The organism is Microbacterium sp. DMC48, from assembly GCF_056313825.1.
In genome coordinates, this window is sequence record NZ_JBQUZN010000006.1 from 115181 (window position 1) to 131660 (window position 16480).

15 protein-coding genes are annotated in these 16480 nt (G+C 67.4%); 10 read left to right on the forward strand and 5 right to left on the reverse strand.

What is annotated here, in order from left to right; translation table 11 throughout:
* The first annotated feature begins 82 nt into the window (after window positions 1–82).
* The 10 genes from ACT53O_RS12570 to ACT53O_RS12615 all read left to right on the forward strand — a co-directional run bounded on the left by ACT53O_RS12570 (window position 83) and on the right by ACT53O_RS12615 (window position 12953).
* Window positions 83–1294, forward strand: coding sequence for a glycosyltransferase (locus ACT53O_RS12570; RefSeq protein WP_476152758.1), 1212 nt, complete (start codon window positions 83–85; stop codon window positions 1292–1294).
* 1 nt (window position 1295) lies between these two features.
* The gene (locus ACT53O_RS12575) at window positions 1296–2396 is read left to right on the forward strand and encodes a glycosyltransferase (RefSeq protein ID WP_476152760.1); all 1101 of its coding nucleotides are present in this window, start codon (window positions 1296–1298) and stop codon (window positions 2394–2396) included.
* A 177-nt stretch (window positions 2397–2573) separates the two neighbouring features.
* Window positions 2574–4448, forward strand: coding sequence for an alpha-amylase family glycosyl hydrolase (locus tag ACT53O_RS12580; protein ID WP_476152762.1), 1875 nt, complete (start codon window positions 2574–2576; stop codon window positions 4446–4448).
* Between the two features lie 71 nt (window positions 4449–4519).
* On the forward strand, window positions 4520–6265 hold the full coding sequence (locus tag ACT53O_RS12585) for a glycoside hydrolase family 13 protein (RefSeq protein ID WP_476152764.1): 1746 nt from the start codon (window positions 4520–4522) through the stop codon (window positions 6263–6265).
* A gap of 36 nt (window positions 6266–6301) precedes the next feature.
* On the forward strand, window positions 6302–7555 hold the full coding sequence (locus tag ACT53O_RS12590) for an ABC transporter substrate-binding protein (RefSeq protein WP_476152766.1): 1254 nt from the start codon (window positions 6302–6304) through the stop codon (window positions 7553–7555).
* 8 nt (window positions 7556–7563) lie between these two features.
* Complete coding sequence (locus tag ACT53O_RS12595) at window positions 7564–8508, forward strand: carbohydrate ABC transporter permease (RefSeq protein ID WP_112932020.1); 945 nt, start codon at window positions 7564–7566, stop codon at window positions 8506–8508.
* Entirely contained in the window at window positions 8505–9326 is an 822-nt protein-coding gene (locus ACT53O_RS12600; RefSeq protein ID WP_036320471.1) for a carbohydrate ABC transporter permease, read from the forward strand. Before ACT53O_RS12595 ends, ACT53O_RS12600 begins: the two co-directional genes overlap by 4 nt.
* A 2-nt stretch (window positions 9327–9328) precedes the next feature.
* Window positions 9329–10717 carry a glycoside hydrolase family 13 protein gene (locus ACT53O_RS12605; protein ID WP_476152769.1) on the forward strand — a complete coding sequence of 463 codons (1389 nt, stop codon included), beginning with the start codon at window positions 9329–9331 and terminating at the stop codon, window positions 10715–10717.
* The gene (locus ACT53O_RS12610) at window positions 10714–11766 is read left to right on the forward strand and encodes a LacI family DNA-binding transcriptional regulator (RefSeq protein WP_005051831.1); all 1053 of its coding nucleotides are present in this window, start codon (window positions 10714–10716) and stop codon (window positions 11764–11766) included. Before ACT53O_RS12605 ends, ACT53O_RS12610 begins: the two co-directional genes overlap by 4 nt.
* A gap of 200 nt (window positions 11767–11966) precedes the next feature.
* On the forward strand, window positions 11967–12953 hold the full coding sequence (locus tag ACT53O_RS12615) for a GlxA family transcriptional regulator (protein ID WP_476152771.1): 987 nt from the start codon (window positions 11967–11969) through the stop codon (window positions 12951–12953).
* Window positions 12954–12961: 8 nt separating this feature from the next.
* On the opposite strand, the gene ACT53O_RS12620 is transcribed toward ACT53O_RS12615, so the two are convergent.
* From ACT53O_RS12620 to ACT53O_RS12640, 5 genes are read right to left on the reverse strand one after another with little or no spacing between them, the layout of a single operon-like run.
* On the reverse strand, window positions 12962–13516 hold the full coding sequence (locus ACT53O_RS12620) for a hypothetical protein (RefSeq protein ID WP_295819865.1): 555 nt from the start codon (window positions 13514–13516) through the stop codon (window positions 12962–12964).
* Window positions 13517–13526: 10 nt separating this feature from the next.
* The gene (locus ACT53O_RS12625) at window positions 13527–14096 is read right to left on the reverse strand and encodes a hypothetical protein (RefSeq protein WP_476152774.1); all 570 of its coding nucleotides are present in this window, start codon (window positions 14094–14096) and stop codon (window positions 13527–13529) included.
* Window positions 14097–14104: 8 nt separating this feature from the next.
* Complete coding sequence (locus ACT53O_RS12630; RefSeq protein ID WP_476152776.1) at window positions 14105–14698, reverse strand: hypothetical protein; 594 nt, start codon at window positions 14696–14698, stop codon at window positions 14105–14107.
* Window positions 14695–16101 carry a hypothetical protein gene (locus ACT53O_RS12635; protein WP_476152778.1) on the reverse strand — a complete coding sequence of 469 codons (1407 nt, stop codon included), beginning with the start codon at window positions 16099–16101 and terminating at the stop codon, window positions 14695–14697. Before ACT53O_RS12635 ends, ACT53O_RS12630 begins: the two co-directional genes overlap by 4 nt.
* The gene (locus ACT53O_RS12640) at window positions 16098–16391 is read right to left on the reverse strand and encodes a type VII secretion target (RefSeq protein WP_476152780.1); all 294 of its coding nucleotides are present in this window, start codon (window positions 16389–16391) and stop codon (window positions 16098–16100) included. The genes ACT53O_RS12635 and ACT53O_RS12640 overlap by 4 nt, the downstream gene beginning before the upstream one ends.
* Window positions 16392–16480 lie beyond the last annotated feature (89 nt).

The following is a 16480-nucleotide window of genomic DNA, read 5'->3' on the forward strand; positions in this document are numbered from 1 at the left end:
AACGGGGCCCTCGGGTAGACTCCTCGGGGTGGCTCCGCGATCCGCGGTCTTGCCGCCGCCGCACAGATAGGCCTCGCACCCCGTGACCGACTCCGCGACACCCGACGACCCGCACCCCGCTCATCGGCCGCTCACGATCGTCATTGCCGCCGACACCTTCAGCCCCGACGTCAACGGCGCTGCGCGCTTCGCGGAGCGCCTCGCGGCCGGCCTCGCCGCTCGTGGGCACGACGTGCACGTCATGACGCCGAGCGTGAAGCACTCTGTGCACGGCACCTTCCACGAGATCATCGAGGGCCAGCGGATCACCGTGCACCGTCCACCCGGGTGGCGCTGGCCTCCGCACGACTGGCTGCGCTTCGTGCTGCCGTGGATGGCCAAGCACTACTCGCGCAGACTTCTCGACGAGGTGGCCGCCGACGTGGTCCACAGCCAGTCGCACATCGTGCTCGGACGCGCCCTCACGCGCATCGCGCGACAGCGCGGCATCCCCGTCGTCGCGACGAACCACGTGATGGCGGAGAACATCCTCGACTTCACGACCCTCCCGCCGCTGCTGGACAAGGTCGTCGTCAAACTCGCGTGGGACGACGCCAAGCGCACCTTCGACATGTCGCGCGCCGTCACGACACCCACCCGCAAGGCCGCGGAGTTCCTCGAGAACACCATCGACATCGAGGGCGTCATCCCGATCAGCTGCGGCATCGACAAGCGCAACTACACGCCGAACCTCGAGCCCCGCGCGCACAACCGGGTGCTGTTCGTGGGTCGGCTCACCACCGAGAAGCACGTCGAGGTGACCCTCGCAGCCGTCGCCAAGCTCGCGCCGGAGATTCCCGAGATCACCTTCGACATCGTCGGCGGCGGTGATCAGCGGCGGGCGCTCGAGCAGGCCGCGCAGCGCCTCGGCATCCAGGATCGGGTCACGTTCTACGGGCGCGTCGAGGAAGACGAGCTGCGCGCTGCGTACACGCGCGCCGACGTCTTCGCGATCGCCTCGATCGCCGAGCTGCAGTCCATCGCCACCATGGAGGCGATGGCCTCGGGGCTGCCGGTCGTCGGTGCGAACGCCGTGGCTCTGCCGCACCTCGTGCACGACGGCGAGAACGGCTACCTGTTCGAGCCGGGCGATGTCAACGATCTCGCCGACAAGCTGCGTCGCGTGCTGACGGCGACGCCCGAAGAGTACAGCCGCATGCAGCAGGCGTCGCTCGACGGCGTCGAGATCCACGACATCGAGAAGACTCTCGACACGTTCGAGAAGCTCTACCGCGGCGAGCCCCTCGACGGCTGACATGCGCCTGCTGTTCGACGCGCGGTACATCCGCACCGACTTCCACGACGGCATCAGCCGGTACTCGGCCGAGCTTGCGGCGGCCGTCGCCGCGGCGGCGCCCGCTCGGGAGGTCGACGTCGCCTTCCTGATCCACGACGAGGCCCAGCGGGCGTTTCTGCCCGGCGGTGCCCGCGTGGTGCGCATCCACGCCCCCACCTCGGTGCGCGAGCCGTTCACGGCGCTCCTGCTGAACCGGTATCGTCCGGACGCCCTGTTCTCACCGATGCAGACGATCGGGGTGCTCGGCCGTCGCTTCGGTGTGATCCTCACCCTCCATGACACGATCTACTACCGGCATCGCACGCCGCCGCGGAATCTTCCCTGGTACGTCCGCGTCGGCTGGCGGCTGTTCCATCTCTCATACGTTCCGCAGCGCCTCACGCTCAACGCCGCCGATCTGGTCGCGACCGTCAGCGAGACGAGCGCGGCCGAGTTCGCCCGCGTGCGCCTGACGAAGCGGCCCGTCATCGTCGTCGCGAACGCGCCGCAGCGCCTCGGCGACCTGCTGCCGGCGGGCGTCCGGGTCGAGCCCGGTGCCGAGAACCTCGTCTACATGGGCTCGTTCATGGGGTATAAGAACGTCGAGACCCTCATCCGCGCCATGGCGGAGCTTCCCGGACGTACGCTCCATCTGCTGTCGCGCATCTCACCCGACCGTCGCGCCGAGCTCGAGCGTCTCGTCGATGGCCGCGGGGGTGCGGTGCGCTTCCACAACGGTGTGACGGATGCCGAGTACGCCGGGCTTCTGGCCGAGCGGGCCGTGCTGGTCTCGGCATCCCTCGACGAGGGCTACGGGCTTCCGGTCGCCGAGGCTCTCGCGCTGGGTGTTCCCGCTGTCGTCACCGACATGCCGATCTTCCGAGAGGTCGCCGGCGACGGTGCGCTGTACGCGCCGGGCACGGATGCCGCGGCTTTCGCCGCCGCGGTGCGTGCGATCGACGATCCCGAGCGCCGTGACGCGCTCATCGCCGCCGGATCGGCGCACATCGCGCGCTTCTCGTGGCAGCGATCGGCCGACGTGCTGCTGGATGCGCTCGACCGGCTGCCGCGACGGCGCTGACACCCCGGGTGGCGGCGTTTCGACTCGTTGAGCGAGCGCACGGCGCCAAGTCGAAACGGCGTCAGGAACTGCATCTTGACAGCCGCAGGCTTGGGGGTGTTGCATCGATCCAGTAAACACGTGCAAGCCTGGCGGCCGGTACGCACTCCGACAGCGAAGTCGTAAGGAGTCCACCGCATGATCCGTGAAGACACCACCGTTCCGACGAAACGCCGAAAGGCGCTCGGCCTCGGGGCGATCACCACCTTCGTGGCCGCTCTGCTCATGACCCCCGCGCTCAGTGCGCCCGCCGCCGCCACCACCGCGGTCCCGTCGCCCGGCCCGCTGGCGGAAGGCGACGTCATCTACCAGGTCCTCGTCGACCGCTTCTCGGACGGCGACTCGACGAACAACAACCAGGGCGCCGGCGAGTACAACCCGTCGGATCTCGGCTTCTACCACGGCGGAGACTGGAAGGGCCTCACCCAGAAGCTGGACTACATCGCCGGGCTCGGCGTGACGGCCATCTGGATCTCGCCGGTGTCGGAGCAACAACCGTTGTCGCGCGACGGGCTGGAGGCCAGCTACCACGGCTACTTCACCAAGAACTTCGCCACGCCCAACCAGCACTTCGGCAGCACCGCAGAACTTCAGACCCTGATCGACACGGCGCACGCCAAAGGCCTGAAGATGATCCTCGACGTCGTCCCGAACCACACCGCGGACTACCTCGCGGGTACGGCGACGACCTACTCCCCGAGCACCTACAAGCCCGCGTCGCCGCTGGACAACCCCGCCTACTTCCATCACAACGGCGACTGCCTGTTCAACGGCACAGAGACCCAGACGCAGATCGAGAACTGCGACCTGGGTGGACTCGACGATCTCGACCAGTCGAACCCCACCGTGTCGAACTACCTGATCAACACCTACAAGGACTGGGTCGACATGGGCTTCGACGGCATCCGTGTCGATGCCGCGCGCTCCATCCCCCAGTCGTGGCTGGCAAGTTTTCAGACGGCAATGGGCGTTCCCACGTTCGGTGAGGTCTTCGTCGGCGATGTCGACTACGTCGCGCCTTATCAGAACTACGAGTGGGGCGTCCTCGACTTCCCCTACTTCTTCGCCGCCCGCAGCGCCTTCGCCGCTGACACGAGCATGACGGGACTGAGCACCCTGTTCGCGCAGGACTACAAGTACCAGAATCCGAACCGGCTCGAGACCTTCCTCGACAATCACGACCGGGCGCGCTTTCTGACCTGGGCGGACGACAACTATCAGCGCCTGCGCTCCTCGCTCACGTTCCTGCTGACGTCTCGCGGCGTGCCGGTGATCTACTACGGCACCGAGCAGGCAGATAACGGCAACGGGAATGCGAGTGAGGTGCCGATCGCCAACAAGGACAACCGCAAGGACATGTCCAGCTTCAGCCAGACCTCTCCGATCTACACGCACATCCAGCGTCTGACCGCGATCAAGAAGGCGTACCCGGCCCTGCAGGTCGGCACCCAGCGCGAGATGTGGGCGGACACCAACGTCTACGGGTTCTCGCGCCGGGTCGATTCCACGGGCGCGGAGGCCATCACGATCTCGTCCAACTCATGGAACACGCAGACCCGCACGATCCCGCTGCGCGCCGAGAGCTCGCTGCCCGTCGGCACGGTGCTCACGAACCTCATGAACACCTCCGACACGGTCACGGTGACCGCCGGTGGCACCACGGGCAAGCAGATCACCGTAAGCCTCGGTGAGCATGAGTCGAAGGTGTACGCACCGGGGACGCCCGTATCGGCCTACGCGCCCGCCGCGCGCAACACGACGAAGATCCGCGTGCACTACAACACCGGGCTCGGCCACTCGATCGCGATCCGCGGGGATGCCTATCCCTTCACCTGGACCGCGGGTCGCGGCGCCAGGAACGTCGCCAGTGACGTGTGGGAGTTCGAACTCGAGCGCATCCCCGCAGGACAGACGTTCCAGTTCAAACCGCTGATCGACGACGCGACCTGGTCCAGCGGAGGCAACTTCACCGGCACCGGCGGAAGCACGATCGACATCTATCCCACCTTCTGAGCGGAAGGACACAGCCGCCCGGGCGGTGCGGCCGCCATATGCGCCGCCCGGGCACCACCTCAGGAATCTCCATGACTCTTCTCGAACCACGCGTCGTGACCGACACCGTCACCGTCACCGACACCGCCACTCCGGCTCCTGCCTGGTGGCAGGGGGCCGTCGTCTACCAGGTGTACCTGCGGTCGTTCCGCGACAGCGACGGAGACGGCATCGGTGACCTCCGCGGACTCATTGCCGGTCTCACCGACATCGCCGCCCTCGGCTGCGACGCCATCTGGCTCAACCCCTGCTATGTCTCGCCCCAGGCTGATCACGGCTACGACATCGCGGACTACCGTGCGATCGATCCCACCTACGGCACGCTCGAGGATTTCGACGCGCTGGTGGCGCACGCCCATCGCCTCGGCATCCGCGTCCTCATGGACATGGTCGCCAACCACTGCTCCGTGCGGCATGCCTGGTTCCAAGCGGCCCTGCGGGCGGGGCCGGGCAGCCGAGAGCGTCGACGCTTCCACTTCGCCGCCGGCGCCGGGCCCGACGGCGAGCTTCCGCCCAACAACTGGCTGAGCGTGTTCGGCGGATCTGCGTGGACGCGCATCGTCGAAGCCGACGGGCAACCGGGCCAGTGGTACCTGCACTCGTTCGACTCCGCGCAACCCGACCTCAACTGGCGTAACCCCGACGTTGCCGAGGACTTCCGCGACGTCATGCGGTTCTGGTTCGATCGCGGGGTCGACGGCTTCCGGATCGATGTCGCACACGGCCACGTCAAAGCGCTGGGGCTGCCCGATTGGCCCGGAGCCGACGACGGCACCGGCGGTCACAATGCAGCGATGTGGGACCAGCCGGAAGTGCACGAGATCTACCGGGACTGGCGGGCGGTGGGCGACGCCTACCCCGACCCGAAGTACTTCGTCGGTGAGGTCTGGGTGCCGTCGGCGAGCCGACTCTCGGCCTACCTCAGACCGGACGAGCTGCATCAGGCGTTCAGCTTCGATCTCCTCGTCCAGCCGTGGGACGCGGCCCGCCTCCGGGAGGCGATCTCGACGGGGCTCGCCGCATCCGAGGGTCCGCCTGCCTGGACGCTGTCCAACCATGACGTGCACCGCACCGTCACCCGATATGGGCAGACCCAGCTGCTGGACGCGGTCGATCCGTCAGACATGATCTCGGCGGCGCGCCGCACCGGATCGGTCGACATCGCTCTGGGGTCTCGCCGCGCTGCCGCGGCGGTCGCGATGCTGCTGGCGCTGCCCGGCACCGTGTACCTCTATCAGGGCGAGGAGTTGGGGCTTCCGGAGGTCTTCGATCTGCCGCAGGCATCGAGACAGGACCCGATCTGGCTCCGCTCTGCGGGCGCGGATCTTGGCCGAGACGGATGTCGCGTCCCGCTGCCCTGGACGAAGGATCCCGGCGACTTCGGCTTCGGAAGCGGGGCGAGCGCCACCTGGCTTCCGCAGCCGGCGTGGTTCGGAGCCTACGCGCGAGCGGCGCAGGACGTGGACCCCGATTCGATGCTCTCGCTCTACCGCACGCTTCTCCGGCGGCGCCGCGAGCGGTTTGCGCCGACCGACCCGCTCCTCTGGCTCGAGACCGGCGTGAGCAACGTGCTCGCGTTCCAACGCGGTTGCACGCTGTGCGTCGTCAACACGGGGCCGGACGCTTTCGTCATCCCCGAGATCTGGCCCACCGGCGAGCTCATCCTCGCCACGGCTCCGGCCGCACCAGACAACGTTGCCTCGGACAGCACGGCCTGGTTCGCGCTGCCCGTGCGCGCGCCGGCGTCGTCCGATCCGACCTCCCCCGAACACCACTGAGAACACCACCCGATTGGAGCAATGATGCACCGCAGAATGACCGCCGCACTCGCCGTGGGGGTGGCCGGCACCCTCGCCTTCGTCGGCTGTTCCTCGTCGACCGGCGCGGCCACCGACACCACCACCGTGACGATCTGGCACTACTGGGACGGCACGAACGCCGACACCTTCGATGCCATGGTCGACTCCTACAACGCCTCTCATCCGGGTGTGAAGATCGTCACCACGAACGTCCCAAACGCCGACTTCCTCACCAAGCTCCGGGCGTCCGCGACCTCGAAGACGCTTCCCGATGTCGCAATCGGCGATCTCGTCTGGGTCCCGCAGATCGCGCAGATCGGATCGCTTGCGAATCTGTCCCCTCTGCTGGCCGCCGACACGCTCTCGGACATCAATCCGGCGCTCACCGGATTCGGCACGATCGACGGGTCGCAGGTATCCGTTCCTGTCTCGGCCAACAACCTCGGCTACATGTACAACAAGACCCTCTTCCAGAAGGCGGGCCTCGATCCGGACAAGCCCCCGACCACGTGGGATGAGCTCAAGGCTGATGCGAAGAAGATCCTCGACGCCACCGGCATGCCCGGGTACGACCTGTATACGCAGGCCGGCGACAACGGCGAGGGTCTGACCTGGAACTTCCAGGTCAACCTGTGGCAGGCGGGCGGCGAGTTCCTCACTGCCGACAACTCGGCGGCGGCCTTCAACACCCCAGAGGGTGCGAAGGCCCTGCAGTACTGGGTCGATCTGATCTCCTCCGGCGCCAGCCCCTACGCCCGGTGGGGCGAGTTCGAGAAGGGGCAGGGTGGGTCCGCGCAGGAGGGCTCGTGGATGGTCGGCATCTGGGCCGCCGACCCACCGTTCGAGTTCGGCGCCGCGCAGGTGCCGTATCCGAAGGATGGTGCCCCGGCGACCAATCTCGGCGGCGAGCAGGCGATGGTCTTCCAGAACTCCGACGCCAAGACGAAGGCGGCGGCCGACTTCCTGGGATGGTTCCTCCAGCCCGCGCAGGTCACCGATTGGAGCGAGAAGACCGGCATGCTCCCCGTGCTGAACTCGGTAGCCACCGGCTCGGATTACCTCGGCTGGGTGGATAAGACTCAGCCCCTGCTGCGACCGTTCGTCGAGCAGATGGCTGTCGCTCACGCCCGCCCCAACACGCCCCTCTACCCCCAGATCTCGCTCGCGTTCGCGCAGCAGATCGAGAAGGCGCTCGCGGGCGAGGCGACGGTGTCCGACGCGTTGGCAGCGGCAGAGAAAGCCGTCAACGCCGTCATCGCAAAGGGCTGAGCACTGCGGTGACGATCACAACCCGAGGGACCCGTCCGACGTCTGCGACGTCGGGCGGGTCCCACCCCCGCGTCAGACACCGCTACGACCGCGAGCAGGTGTTCACGGCGGCGCTGTTTCTCGCGCCCGCCCTCGTCGTGTTGGCGATCTTCGTCCTCTACCCGATCGTTTCGGCCGGGTACATCAGTCTCACGGCCTGGAACGGCTTCGACCCCACGAAGGAGTTCATCGGTGTCGGCAACTACCTCCGGCTGTCGCAGGATCCCGAGTTCTGGAACAGCCTCTTCGTCACCGTGCTCTACGCGACGGGTGTCTGCGTCCTGAGCGTCGTCACGGGGCTCGCGGTGGCCCTGCTGCTCGACGCGCCCTTGCGCGGGCGCGGTCTCTACCGGGGGATCTACTTCCTTCCGGCGGTCACGTCTTCGGTCGCGGCCGCCATCGTCTGGCGCTACATGCTCGACCCGTCGGGCTTCGTCAATGCGCTCCTTGCTCAGATCGGCATCGACGGGCCGGACTGGTTGCAGGACCGCTGGCTCGCGTTGGGGGCACTCACCCTGTTGACGGTCTGGAAGAACATCGGGTTCAACGCGGTGTTGTATCTGACGGCGATGCAAGCCCTCCCGCACGGCATCTACGAGGCCGCACAGCTGGACGGTGCGTCGGCACGACAGCGGCTGAGGTTCCTGACGATTCCGCTGCTGTCGCCCATGACGTTCTTCGTGGTGGTCCAGGCGCTCATCACCAGCTTCCAAGCGTTCGACCTGGTCTACGTCCTCACCGAAGGTGGCCCGCGCGGCGGCACGGATGTGCTGGGGATGTTCATGTACCGCACGGCGTTCCGGCTCGGGGACTTCGGCTACGGCACGGCTATCGCGTTCGTGACGCTGCTGCTCGTGCTCGGAGTGACCCTTGTGCAGTGGCGGGTCAGTGGCTCGGGGAAGGACGCGCGATGAGGCAATCGCTCGGTGCACGCGCGGCGCGCCACATCGTCCTGATTCTGGGGGCCGTGGTCGTGGTCGTCCCGTTCCTGTGGATGTTCACGACGTCGCTCCTCAGTCGTGCGGAAACCTACACCAACACATCGATCCTGCCGACGTCGTGGCACTGGGAGAACTACGTCAGAGCCTGGCAGGCCGCGCCGTTCGCCCAGTACTACCTCAACAGCATCATCATGACCGTGGGCATCGTGCTCGGACACCTCGTCCTCGACGCGCTCGCGGCCTACGCGTTCGCGCGCCTGCGTTTCCCTCTTCGCAATACGCTCTTCGTGGTCCTGCTCGCGATGCTGCTGATCCCGACGTTCGTGACCGTGATCCCCGCGTACGCCATCGTGGCCGATCTTGGATGGATCGACTCGTACGCCGGATTGATCGTGCCGCGCCTGGCCGACGTGTTCGGCATCGTGCTGCTGCGCCAGTACTTCTCGACGATTCCGACCGAGCTCGAGGATGCCGCGCGCATCGATGGTTGCAGCCGGATCGGCACCTTCTTCCGCATCATCGTGCCACTGTCGAGGCCCGCGTTCGCCACCCTCGCGATCTTCAGTTTCCTCTTCGCATGGAACGACTTCCTTTGGCCGCTGCTCGTCACCAACACCGATGACTTCCGCACGATCCAGATCGGGCTCTCGTCGTTCGTCGGTCGCTACGGCACGAGCTGGAACTATCTGATGGCCGGCACGTTGACGGCGACGATCCCGGCCATCGTGGTGTTCCTCGTCTTCCAGCGCGCGCTCGTTCGCGGCATCTCCACCACCGGATTGAAGGATTGACCATGCCCGCTCCCGATTGGCTCGCCGATGCCGTCTTCTACCAGATCTTCCCCGACCGCTTCGCCAACGGGGATCCGTCGCTGAACCCGCCGGACGTGGTGGCCTGGGATGCCGAGCCGACGCGCGACAACTTCTTCGGCGGGGATCTTGCTGGCATCCGCGCACGCCTGGATCACATCGCCGCAGTGGGAGCGAACGCGATCTACCTCACGCCCATCTTCGAGGCAGGTACCAACCATCGCTACGACGCGGTCGACTACTTTCGTATCGACCATCGTCTCGGCGACCTCGATGCGTTCCGATCGCTCATCGACGATGCTCACGCGCGCGGCATTCGCGTCGTGCTCGATGCCGTGCTCAACCATTGCGGCGATGGACACTGGGCATTCCGTGACGTCGTCGAACGTGAGGCGGCCTCCCCCTACGTGAACTGGTTCTCCGTCGAAGGCTTTCCGGTGAACGTCGAAGAGGGCAACCCCAACTACCGCACGTGCTCCGGCTGCTGGTACCTCCCCAAGTGGAACACCTACAACCCCGAGGTGCGCGCGCACCACGGCGATGTGGCGCGCTACTGGATCGACCAGGGAATCGACGGGTGGAGGCTCGATGTCCCGTACTTCATCAACCAGAGCTTCTGGCGCGAATTCCACCGGATCGTGAAGGACCGCGACGATCAGCTCTACATCGTCGCGGAGGAGTGGCGCGAGCCCGAGCAGTGGCTCACGGGTGACCTCGCCGACGGGACCATGAACTACACCCTGCGCGACCTGGTGCTCGGTTTCACCGCGGATCGTACGATCGACGGCTTCGCGTTCGCGGAGGGGATGAATCGCCTGCGTGCTCGCATCCCGGAGGGATTCCATCGCGGAATGCTCAACCTGCTCGGCAGCCACGACACGGAACGCCTGCTGACGCGACACGGTGACGACGAGCAGTCGGCTCTCGCTGCATTCACGCTGTTGTTCGCCGCCGAGGGAGCGCCCATGCTCTATTACGGCGACGAGGTCGGCATGCGCGGGCAGAACGATCCGGGATGCCGGGCGGGCATGGTGTGGGATCGCAAGCGCTGGTCGACGGCCCTGTACGAGGGTGTCCGTGCGCTTGCGCGACGGCGAGCGCAGTGGCCGGCGCTGCGTCGCGGAACGCAGCAGGTGTCGGCGCTGGATGCCGACACCGTCCTCGTGTCGCGTCTCTGGGAGGATGAGCAGGTGGTGGCGATCGTGCATCGGGGACAGGGCATCGACGTCGACCCGGCGGCGCACGCCGAGCTGCGCGGAGATCAGGACTGGACGGTCGTCGACGTCGACGGAGACGCCTCGGCCCGGAACTGGCGCATTCGCGCCGGCGGCGCGCTGATGGCACGCCGCCCATTCGGCGGGGCCGGCGCATGAACCGGCGACCGACGATGCAGGACGTCGCGGACCGCGCAAAGGTCTCGAAGTCGGCCGTCTCTTTGGCCTACAACGACCCGCGGAAGCTCTCTGCGACGACGCTCGAGAACATTCTCGCCGCGGCGTCCGAGCTCGGGTACTCCCAGGACCCGGCCGCCCGGATGCTGCGTCGGCGCCGTACCGACAGCCTCGGTCTGCTGCTGCCGCAGCAACTCGACCGCGTTCTGGAAAACCCCTACTACACGCTCTTCATGCAGGGGATCGGGCAGGTGTGTCAGCGCGAGGGCTTCACTCTGCTGCTGGCTCCGCCCCTGCGCGGATCGATGCTCAAAGCCATCCCCTACGCGGCCGTGGATGGCTTCATCGTTTGCGGTCTGGAGTTCGATCGGGGCGAAGTGACGGCGCTGCAACAGCGGGGAGTGCCTTTCGTGCTTGTCGACAGTGAGGATCACGATGGTGTCTCCCGCGTCGACATCGACGATGGTGCGGCGATGGAGGAAGTCGTCGACTACCTCGTCGGTCTCGGACATCGCCGATTCACCTTCGTCGCCTTCGAGACGGAGGCCGATGGGGGCCGCGCGGCGTGGCGGGGCGCCGTCCGACAGCGTTTGGACGGGGCGGTCCGCGCGTTGGCGAAGGTCGGTATCGACTTGTTGGACGACGGGATCGACATCGTCGAAGCGCCCAACACGCGTGCCGGCGGCGCGTCCGCATTCCGTCGCGCATGGGAGGCATCTCGTCGTCCGACGGCCATCGTGGCGTTCAGCGACATCCTGGCCGTGGGCGTGCTCGACGGTGCGCGAGAGGCGGGGGTGGACGTTCCGCGCGACCTGTCCGTCTCGGGATTCGACGACCTCATCGAAGCGGGATGGACGCGACCGACTCTCACGACAGTGCGCCAGCCGATCGTCTCGAAGGGCCGGTTGGCGGCGGAGTATCTCGTGGAGGCTATCGCCGCGTCAGACGAAACGACGATCGATGTGCATCAGCGGCGGTTGAGCACGGCGCTGCTGGTTCGCGAGTCCACGGGCCCGGCGCCCGCCGGGTAGGCGGCGTCCTCACGGCAGGCGTGACCGGTCGGTCCGCACCGGCCGGTAGTCGTCGGTGATGAGGGCGCGAACGGTCGCGCCGACCGATACGACGATGACGAGTGCGAGAACGAGGAAGAAGATGAGCATGGCAGAAAAGCTATGCCCGTAGCCGGAGAGTCACGAGTGGCAGAACTGCTCAAAGGAGTAGGATTCCTGCCATGAAGACCATCGCCTGCGTCGTCCAGCCCGGTTTCGCTCCCTTCGAGTTCGGTCTGGCCTGCGAGGCGTTCGGGCTTGATCGCTCGGACGACGGCATCCCGAACTTCGACTTCCGCGTCGTCGCGCCCGACCCGGGCGCGGTGCCGAGCAACCTGCGCTTCTCGATCAACGTCGACGACGATCTGTCGTTCGCCGACGAGGCCGATCTGGTCGTCATCACCCCGATCCCGCGCGACCAGTGGGCACACGTGGACGAACGCGTGTCCGCCGTGGTGCGCCGCGCCGTCGAGCGAGGCGCCTGGGTGCTCACGGTCTGCAGCGGCTCGTTCGTGGTGGCGGCTGCCGGGGTGCTGGATGGCCGGCGTGCGACGACACATTGGCGCTACGCCGACACGATGGCCGAGATGTATCCGCGCATCGACGTCGACCCCAACGTTCTGTACGTCCAGGACGAGCGCATCATCACCAGCGCCGGCACGGCAGCGGGGCTGGACGCATGCCTTCACCTGCTGCGCCTCGAGCTCGGCGCCGAGATGACCAACACGATCGCGCGCCGCATGGTCGTCCCTCCCCAGCGCGACGGCGGCCAGGCGCAGTTCATCGCGAAGCCGCTGCCCGAATCCACGTCGCTCTCGCTCACACCGGTCACCGAGTGGATGCTCGAGAACCTCACGCTCGATCTGTCGGTGGATCAGCTCGCCGCCCGTGCTCACATGTCACCGCGCACCTTCGCGCGTCGATTCAAAGCCGACTACGGCACGACGCCGGCGGCCTGGCTGGGACGCCAGCGGATCATCCACGCACAGCGTCTGCTCGAGCAGACCGACCTAGGCCTGGACGCCATCGCGTCGGCGTGCGGCTTCGGGTCGGCGGCCGTGCTGCGGCAGAACTTCGGGCGCACTCTGGGGCTGACGCCCACCGCCTACCGCGCGCGCTTCACGTGCACGACGCCGGTGCCTGCAGATCTGGAGGCGATGGCCTCCTGATCGCGGCCTCAGGCCAGGCGGATCGTACGGGCCAGTTCGTCGACCACCGGGTCGAGAGCCTCGGCGAGAGGGAGGTCGGAGCTGGCGGTCATCACCACGATGTCGCGCTCGCCGGTGCGCCAGACCCAGTTGGTGGCTCGGACGATCGCGTCGGCCTCGGTGCGCACCCATCGCGTGGATTTGATCCCCGCGCCGAGATGCTCGGAGTCGAACGGGACGACCTCGGGCTCGCGCACTGCAGGTCCCTGCTTCTCATGCGTGAGGTCGATCAGTGCGACGTCGTCGCGATGCGGCATGTCGTAGACGTCGACGATGGCGTGCGGTGCGGTGATGTTCGGTAGATGCACGAAGCGGATCGTTCCCGATCGGTTGCTGCGCACGGCGCCGACCAGGTAGGCCCGCAGCCAGTCGACCAGCTCTGCGGGTGCGGCCGTGCGGCCTTCGCCGCCGAAGGCGCGTGCGACGGCATCCGCCCACTGCTCCTCGTCGCCGAATGACTCCCAGGGGAAGAGGTTCGGCACGTAGACCCAGCGGTCCAGGTCGTAGTCCATGTCGATGGCCATGAGGTTCCTCTCAGTCCCAGCGAAGCGTCTGCAGCAGCAGATCGCCGAGCTCCGCGAGGGCGTCGACGATCGGCGCGAGTTCGGGGTCGACCGTGCCGCTGATCGTGCAGATCGCGACCAGCTGCCGGTCGCTATCGGGAATCGGCCATCGGAAGCGCACTCTCATCAACGGTGCCATCTCGTCGGCTCTTGTGGGCACGGCGAACCTCTCGGTCGCTCGAACGGCCTCGCCTGCGGATGTCGTGACGGTCTCGCTGATCTCGGATGCCGAGGGCTCCGGGTCGTCGACGGCGGGTGCCGTGCCGGTGCTGATCGCGATCGCCAGCGACACCGGCGCGCGCCACAGCACTCCCATCGGCACTATGAGGTCGAGCACGCCGGCCTCGCGGGCGCTGCGTGCAGCGGCGACCAGCTGAGCGGCAGTCCGGTCGATCTGCGGGCCGTAGCTGTCGCGTGGCAGGTCTCGATAATGCCGACGGACGAGGTCGGTGATGTCGTCGTCGGTGGAGTGGGCGACGGGGATGAGCAGGAAGCCCGGCGGCAGCACGAGCCGGTAGCGCGGGGGCGCGATCTCGTTCATGGTGTCCTTCACTGCCCCGGCGGACGGCGCTGCATCCGGTTGCGATTCCAGTCCCACGGGCGGCGCGGGGCGCGACGCACGATCTCTTTCGGCGGCACCACCGTACCGTCGTCGTCTCTGTACTCCCGCCACGTTCGCGGCAGCAGGCGCAGTCCGCTCAGCAGCATGCGTGCGACGGTGACGAGGATCAGGAAGAACTGGATGAACACGAGGTTGTCGACCCCGAAGAAATGGACGCGACCCTCGTGGGCTTCCGCCGCCCCGGTGGCTGCGGCGATGTAGAGCGTCGTGCTGAAGGTCAGCACGAGCACCGTCAGAAGTGTGCTCCGCGTGGTTGCCCGCGGACCCCGCAGGGGCAGTGGCAGCGACCCCAGGGCCAACACCACGAGCAGCAGGGTCATGGGGTAGGCCGCCCACCACGGTGGCATGAAGGCGGGAAAGCTGTCGGGCACGATGCCTTTGCTCACGAACGAACCGGTCACGAGCTGTCCCACCAGCAAGCCGATCGTCGGGAGTGCACCGAAGACGATCCAGAGGATGGTGGCGAGGAAGAGGCCGTCCCCGAAGCGGGCCTCCCATGCCACGCGGCGCTCGAGCGTCACGGGGTGGAGGCGGAGCGCCAGTCCGCTCCCATCGGCGCCTCGAACAGCCCCGGAACGAATCCGTACACCTCGTTGAGGCCGGTCGTGAGGGTACCCAGCGGTGTCTGGACCCCGGTCTGGTCCTGAACCCAGTTGACCAGCTGGTCGCTGCGGTTGATCCCGGTTCCGACCAGGTTGTAGGCGTCGAGCGACGAGCCGATCTTGCCCATCGTCCCGACGACTCCCTTCAGGCTGTCGACGCCGCTCGTCACGAGGTTGTCGATGGCGCCGCCGGCGCCGAGCCGCGCCTGCGACGCGATCTGGTCGAACTCGGAGATGATGATGCTGTCCGACTCGCGGATGCCCTTCATCGCGTCGTCGCCCCAGTGCGTGACGACCTGTGCGAAGTTCGGCCGTGCCGACAGGACGCTCGCGCTCTCCTCGGCCACCATCCGCAGCGGCTGGCGGATCGAGCCGACCAGGCCCCGATCGAGCAGATTGCCGATGACCTGGCGTGCGCCGTTGCCCCAGACCATCCCGGGGCTGCGCACCGCGAGTGTGGCCGCGCGGCCGCCGCGCAGGGCGACGGTGCCGAGTTTGATGCCGGCCAGCGCGGCGCTGCCGACGCCGAAGGTCAGCACGCCGATGGCGTCCAGCGCGAAGTCGAACCACGATCCGTCGCCCGATGATGCGAGGAGGAAGCTCAGCCCCATCGACAGGACGGCGAGCCCCAGGGCGATGGGTGCGAGCACGGGGAAGAAGATCGACAGCACGCCGACGATGGCGGTGACGACCGTCAGAATGTCCTTGACGACCTTCAGCCACTCCGCGTTCTGGTTCACCCAGTCCAGGACGTTGTCCCACCACGAGTCGTTGAGCGAATCGCTGGACACCGTCTGCGAGATCGTGGATGCCGCGGCGTCGCCCGCCTGCTGCACGCGCTGGACCGCGGCATCGTAGGCGGCTTGCGCCTGCGACAGATCACTCGCGGCCGTCGTGCTCATCGAGGAGTAGCGGCGCGCGGCATCCGTCGCCTCCGCGAGCTCGTTCGGGTCGACGGTCTGCTGCGTGGCCTCGCGAGCCTCCGAGAGGTTGCGCTGCGCGTAGGTGTGCCGACGCTGGGCGTCGTCATGCGCGGCGATGGCTCCGGCAGCCTGCTGCTGCGCCTGCTCGAGTTCGTTCGCGAAGGCGGACAGCGCGGAGCCGGCCACTTCGTAGCGCTCGCGGATGCGGGAGAGGTAGGTCTTCGTGTCACCGATCGTCCCGGCCAGCGCTTCGACCGCGTCGCTCGTCTCCTGCTGCGACGCGTCGATCACCGCCTGCAGCATCTCGACCGCTTCCGACACCGCGCGGGCGGTGGAGCTGTAGCGCGAGGCGTGCCCGCGGATGCCGGCGACGTCGCCGCCGATGGGTGCCATGGTCATCCGTTGCTTCCCTCCGTGAGCTTGTCGGCCAGCTGGCCGTCGACGCCTTCGAAGGCATCGGCGGCGCCATCGGCGCGCTTCTGCAGCTGGTCCACGCGATCCGCGAGGTCTTTGCGGCGCCGGTCCCACCCCGAGGTGAACTCGTCCACGGCGGAGGCGAGCCCGGCGTGCGGGATCATCCTCGCCAGGTCGCGCGCATCGCCGTCCGCGGCGGTGAGGGTGCCGTGGACGGTCGCGAGCTGGTTCGCGAGGTTTCGGAGGTTCTCCGTATTGACGACGAGATCGGCCACGTCGTCACTTTAGGTGAGCCCCGGCGTCGTCGCGATGGGGAGGACTGCCCATCGCGCGGCCCCTTGCCGCCCGCATCACGTTTTGATAA

Excerpts from the sequence above, each read along its gene's own strand:
- ACT53O_RS12605 (WP_476152769.1), top strand. The coding sequence starts at position 9,329 with ATGCCCGCTCCCGATTGGCTCGCCGATGCCGTCTTCTACCAGATCTTC.
- ACT53O_RS12600 (WP_036320471.1), top strand. The coding sequence starts at position 8,505 with ATGAGGCAATCGCTCGGTGCACGCGCGGCGCGCCACATCGTCCTGATT.
- ACT53O_RS12590 (WP_476152766.1), top strand. The coding sequence starts at position 6,302 with ATGACCGCCGCACTCGCCGTGGGGGTGGCCGGCACCCTCGCCTTCGTC.
- ACT53O_RS12580 (WP_476152762.1), top strand. The coding sequence starts at position 2,574 with ATGATCCGTGAAGACACCACCGTTCCGACGAAACGCCGAAAGGCGCTC.
- ACT53O_RS12585 (WP_476152764.1), top strand. The coding sequence starts at position 4,520 with ATGACTCTTCTCGAACCACGCGTCGTGACCGACACCGTCACCGTCACC.
- ACT53O_RS12625 (WP_476152774.1), bottom strand. The coding sequence starts at position 14,096 with ATGAACGAGATCGCGCCCCCGCGCTACCGGCTCGTGCTGCCGCCGGGC.
- ACT53O_RS12620 (WP_295819865.1), bottom strand. The coding sequence starts at position 13,516 with ATGGCCATCGACATGGACTACGACCTGGACCGCTGGGTCTACGTGCCG.
- ACT53O_RS12575 (WP_476152760.1), top strand. The coding sequence starts at position 1,296 with ATGCGCCTGCTGTTCGACGCGCGGTACATCCGCACCGACTTCCACGAC.
- ACT53O_RS12635 (WP_476152778.1), bottom strand. The coding sequence starts at position 16,101 with ATGACCATGGCACCCATCGGCGGCGACGTCGCCGGCATCCGCGGGCAC.
- ACT53O_RS12615 (WP_476152771.1), top strand. The coding sequence starts at position 11,967 with ATGAAGACCATCGCCTGCGTCGTCCAGCCCGGTTTCGCTCCCTTCGAG.
- ACT53O_RS12610 (WP_005051831.1), top strand. The coding sequence starts at position 10,714 with ATGAACCGGCGACCGACGATGCAGGACGTCGCGGACCGCGCAAAGGTC.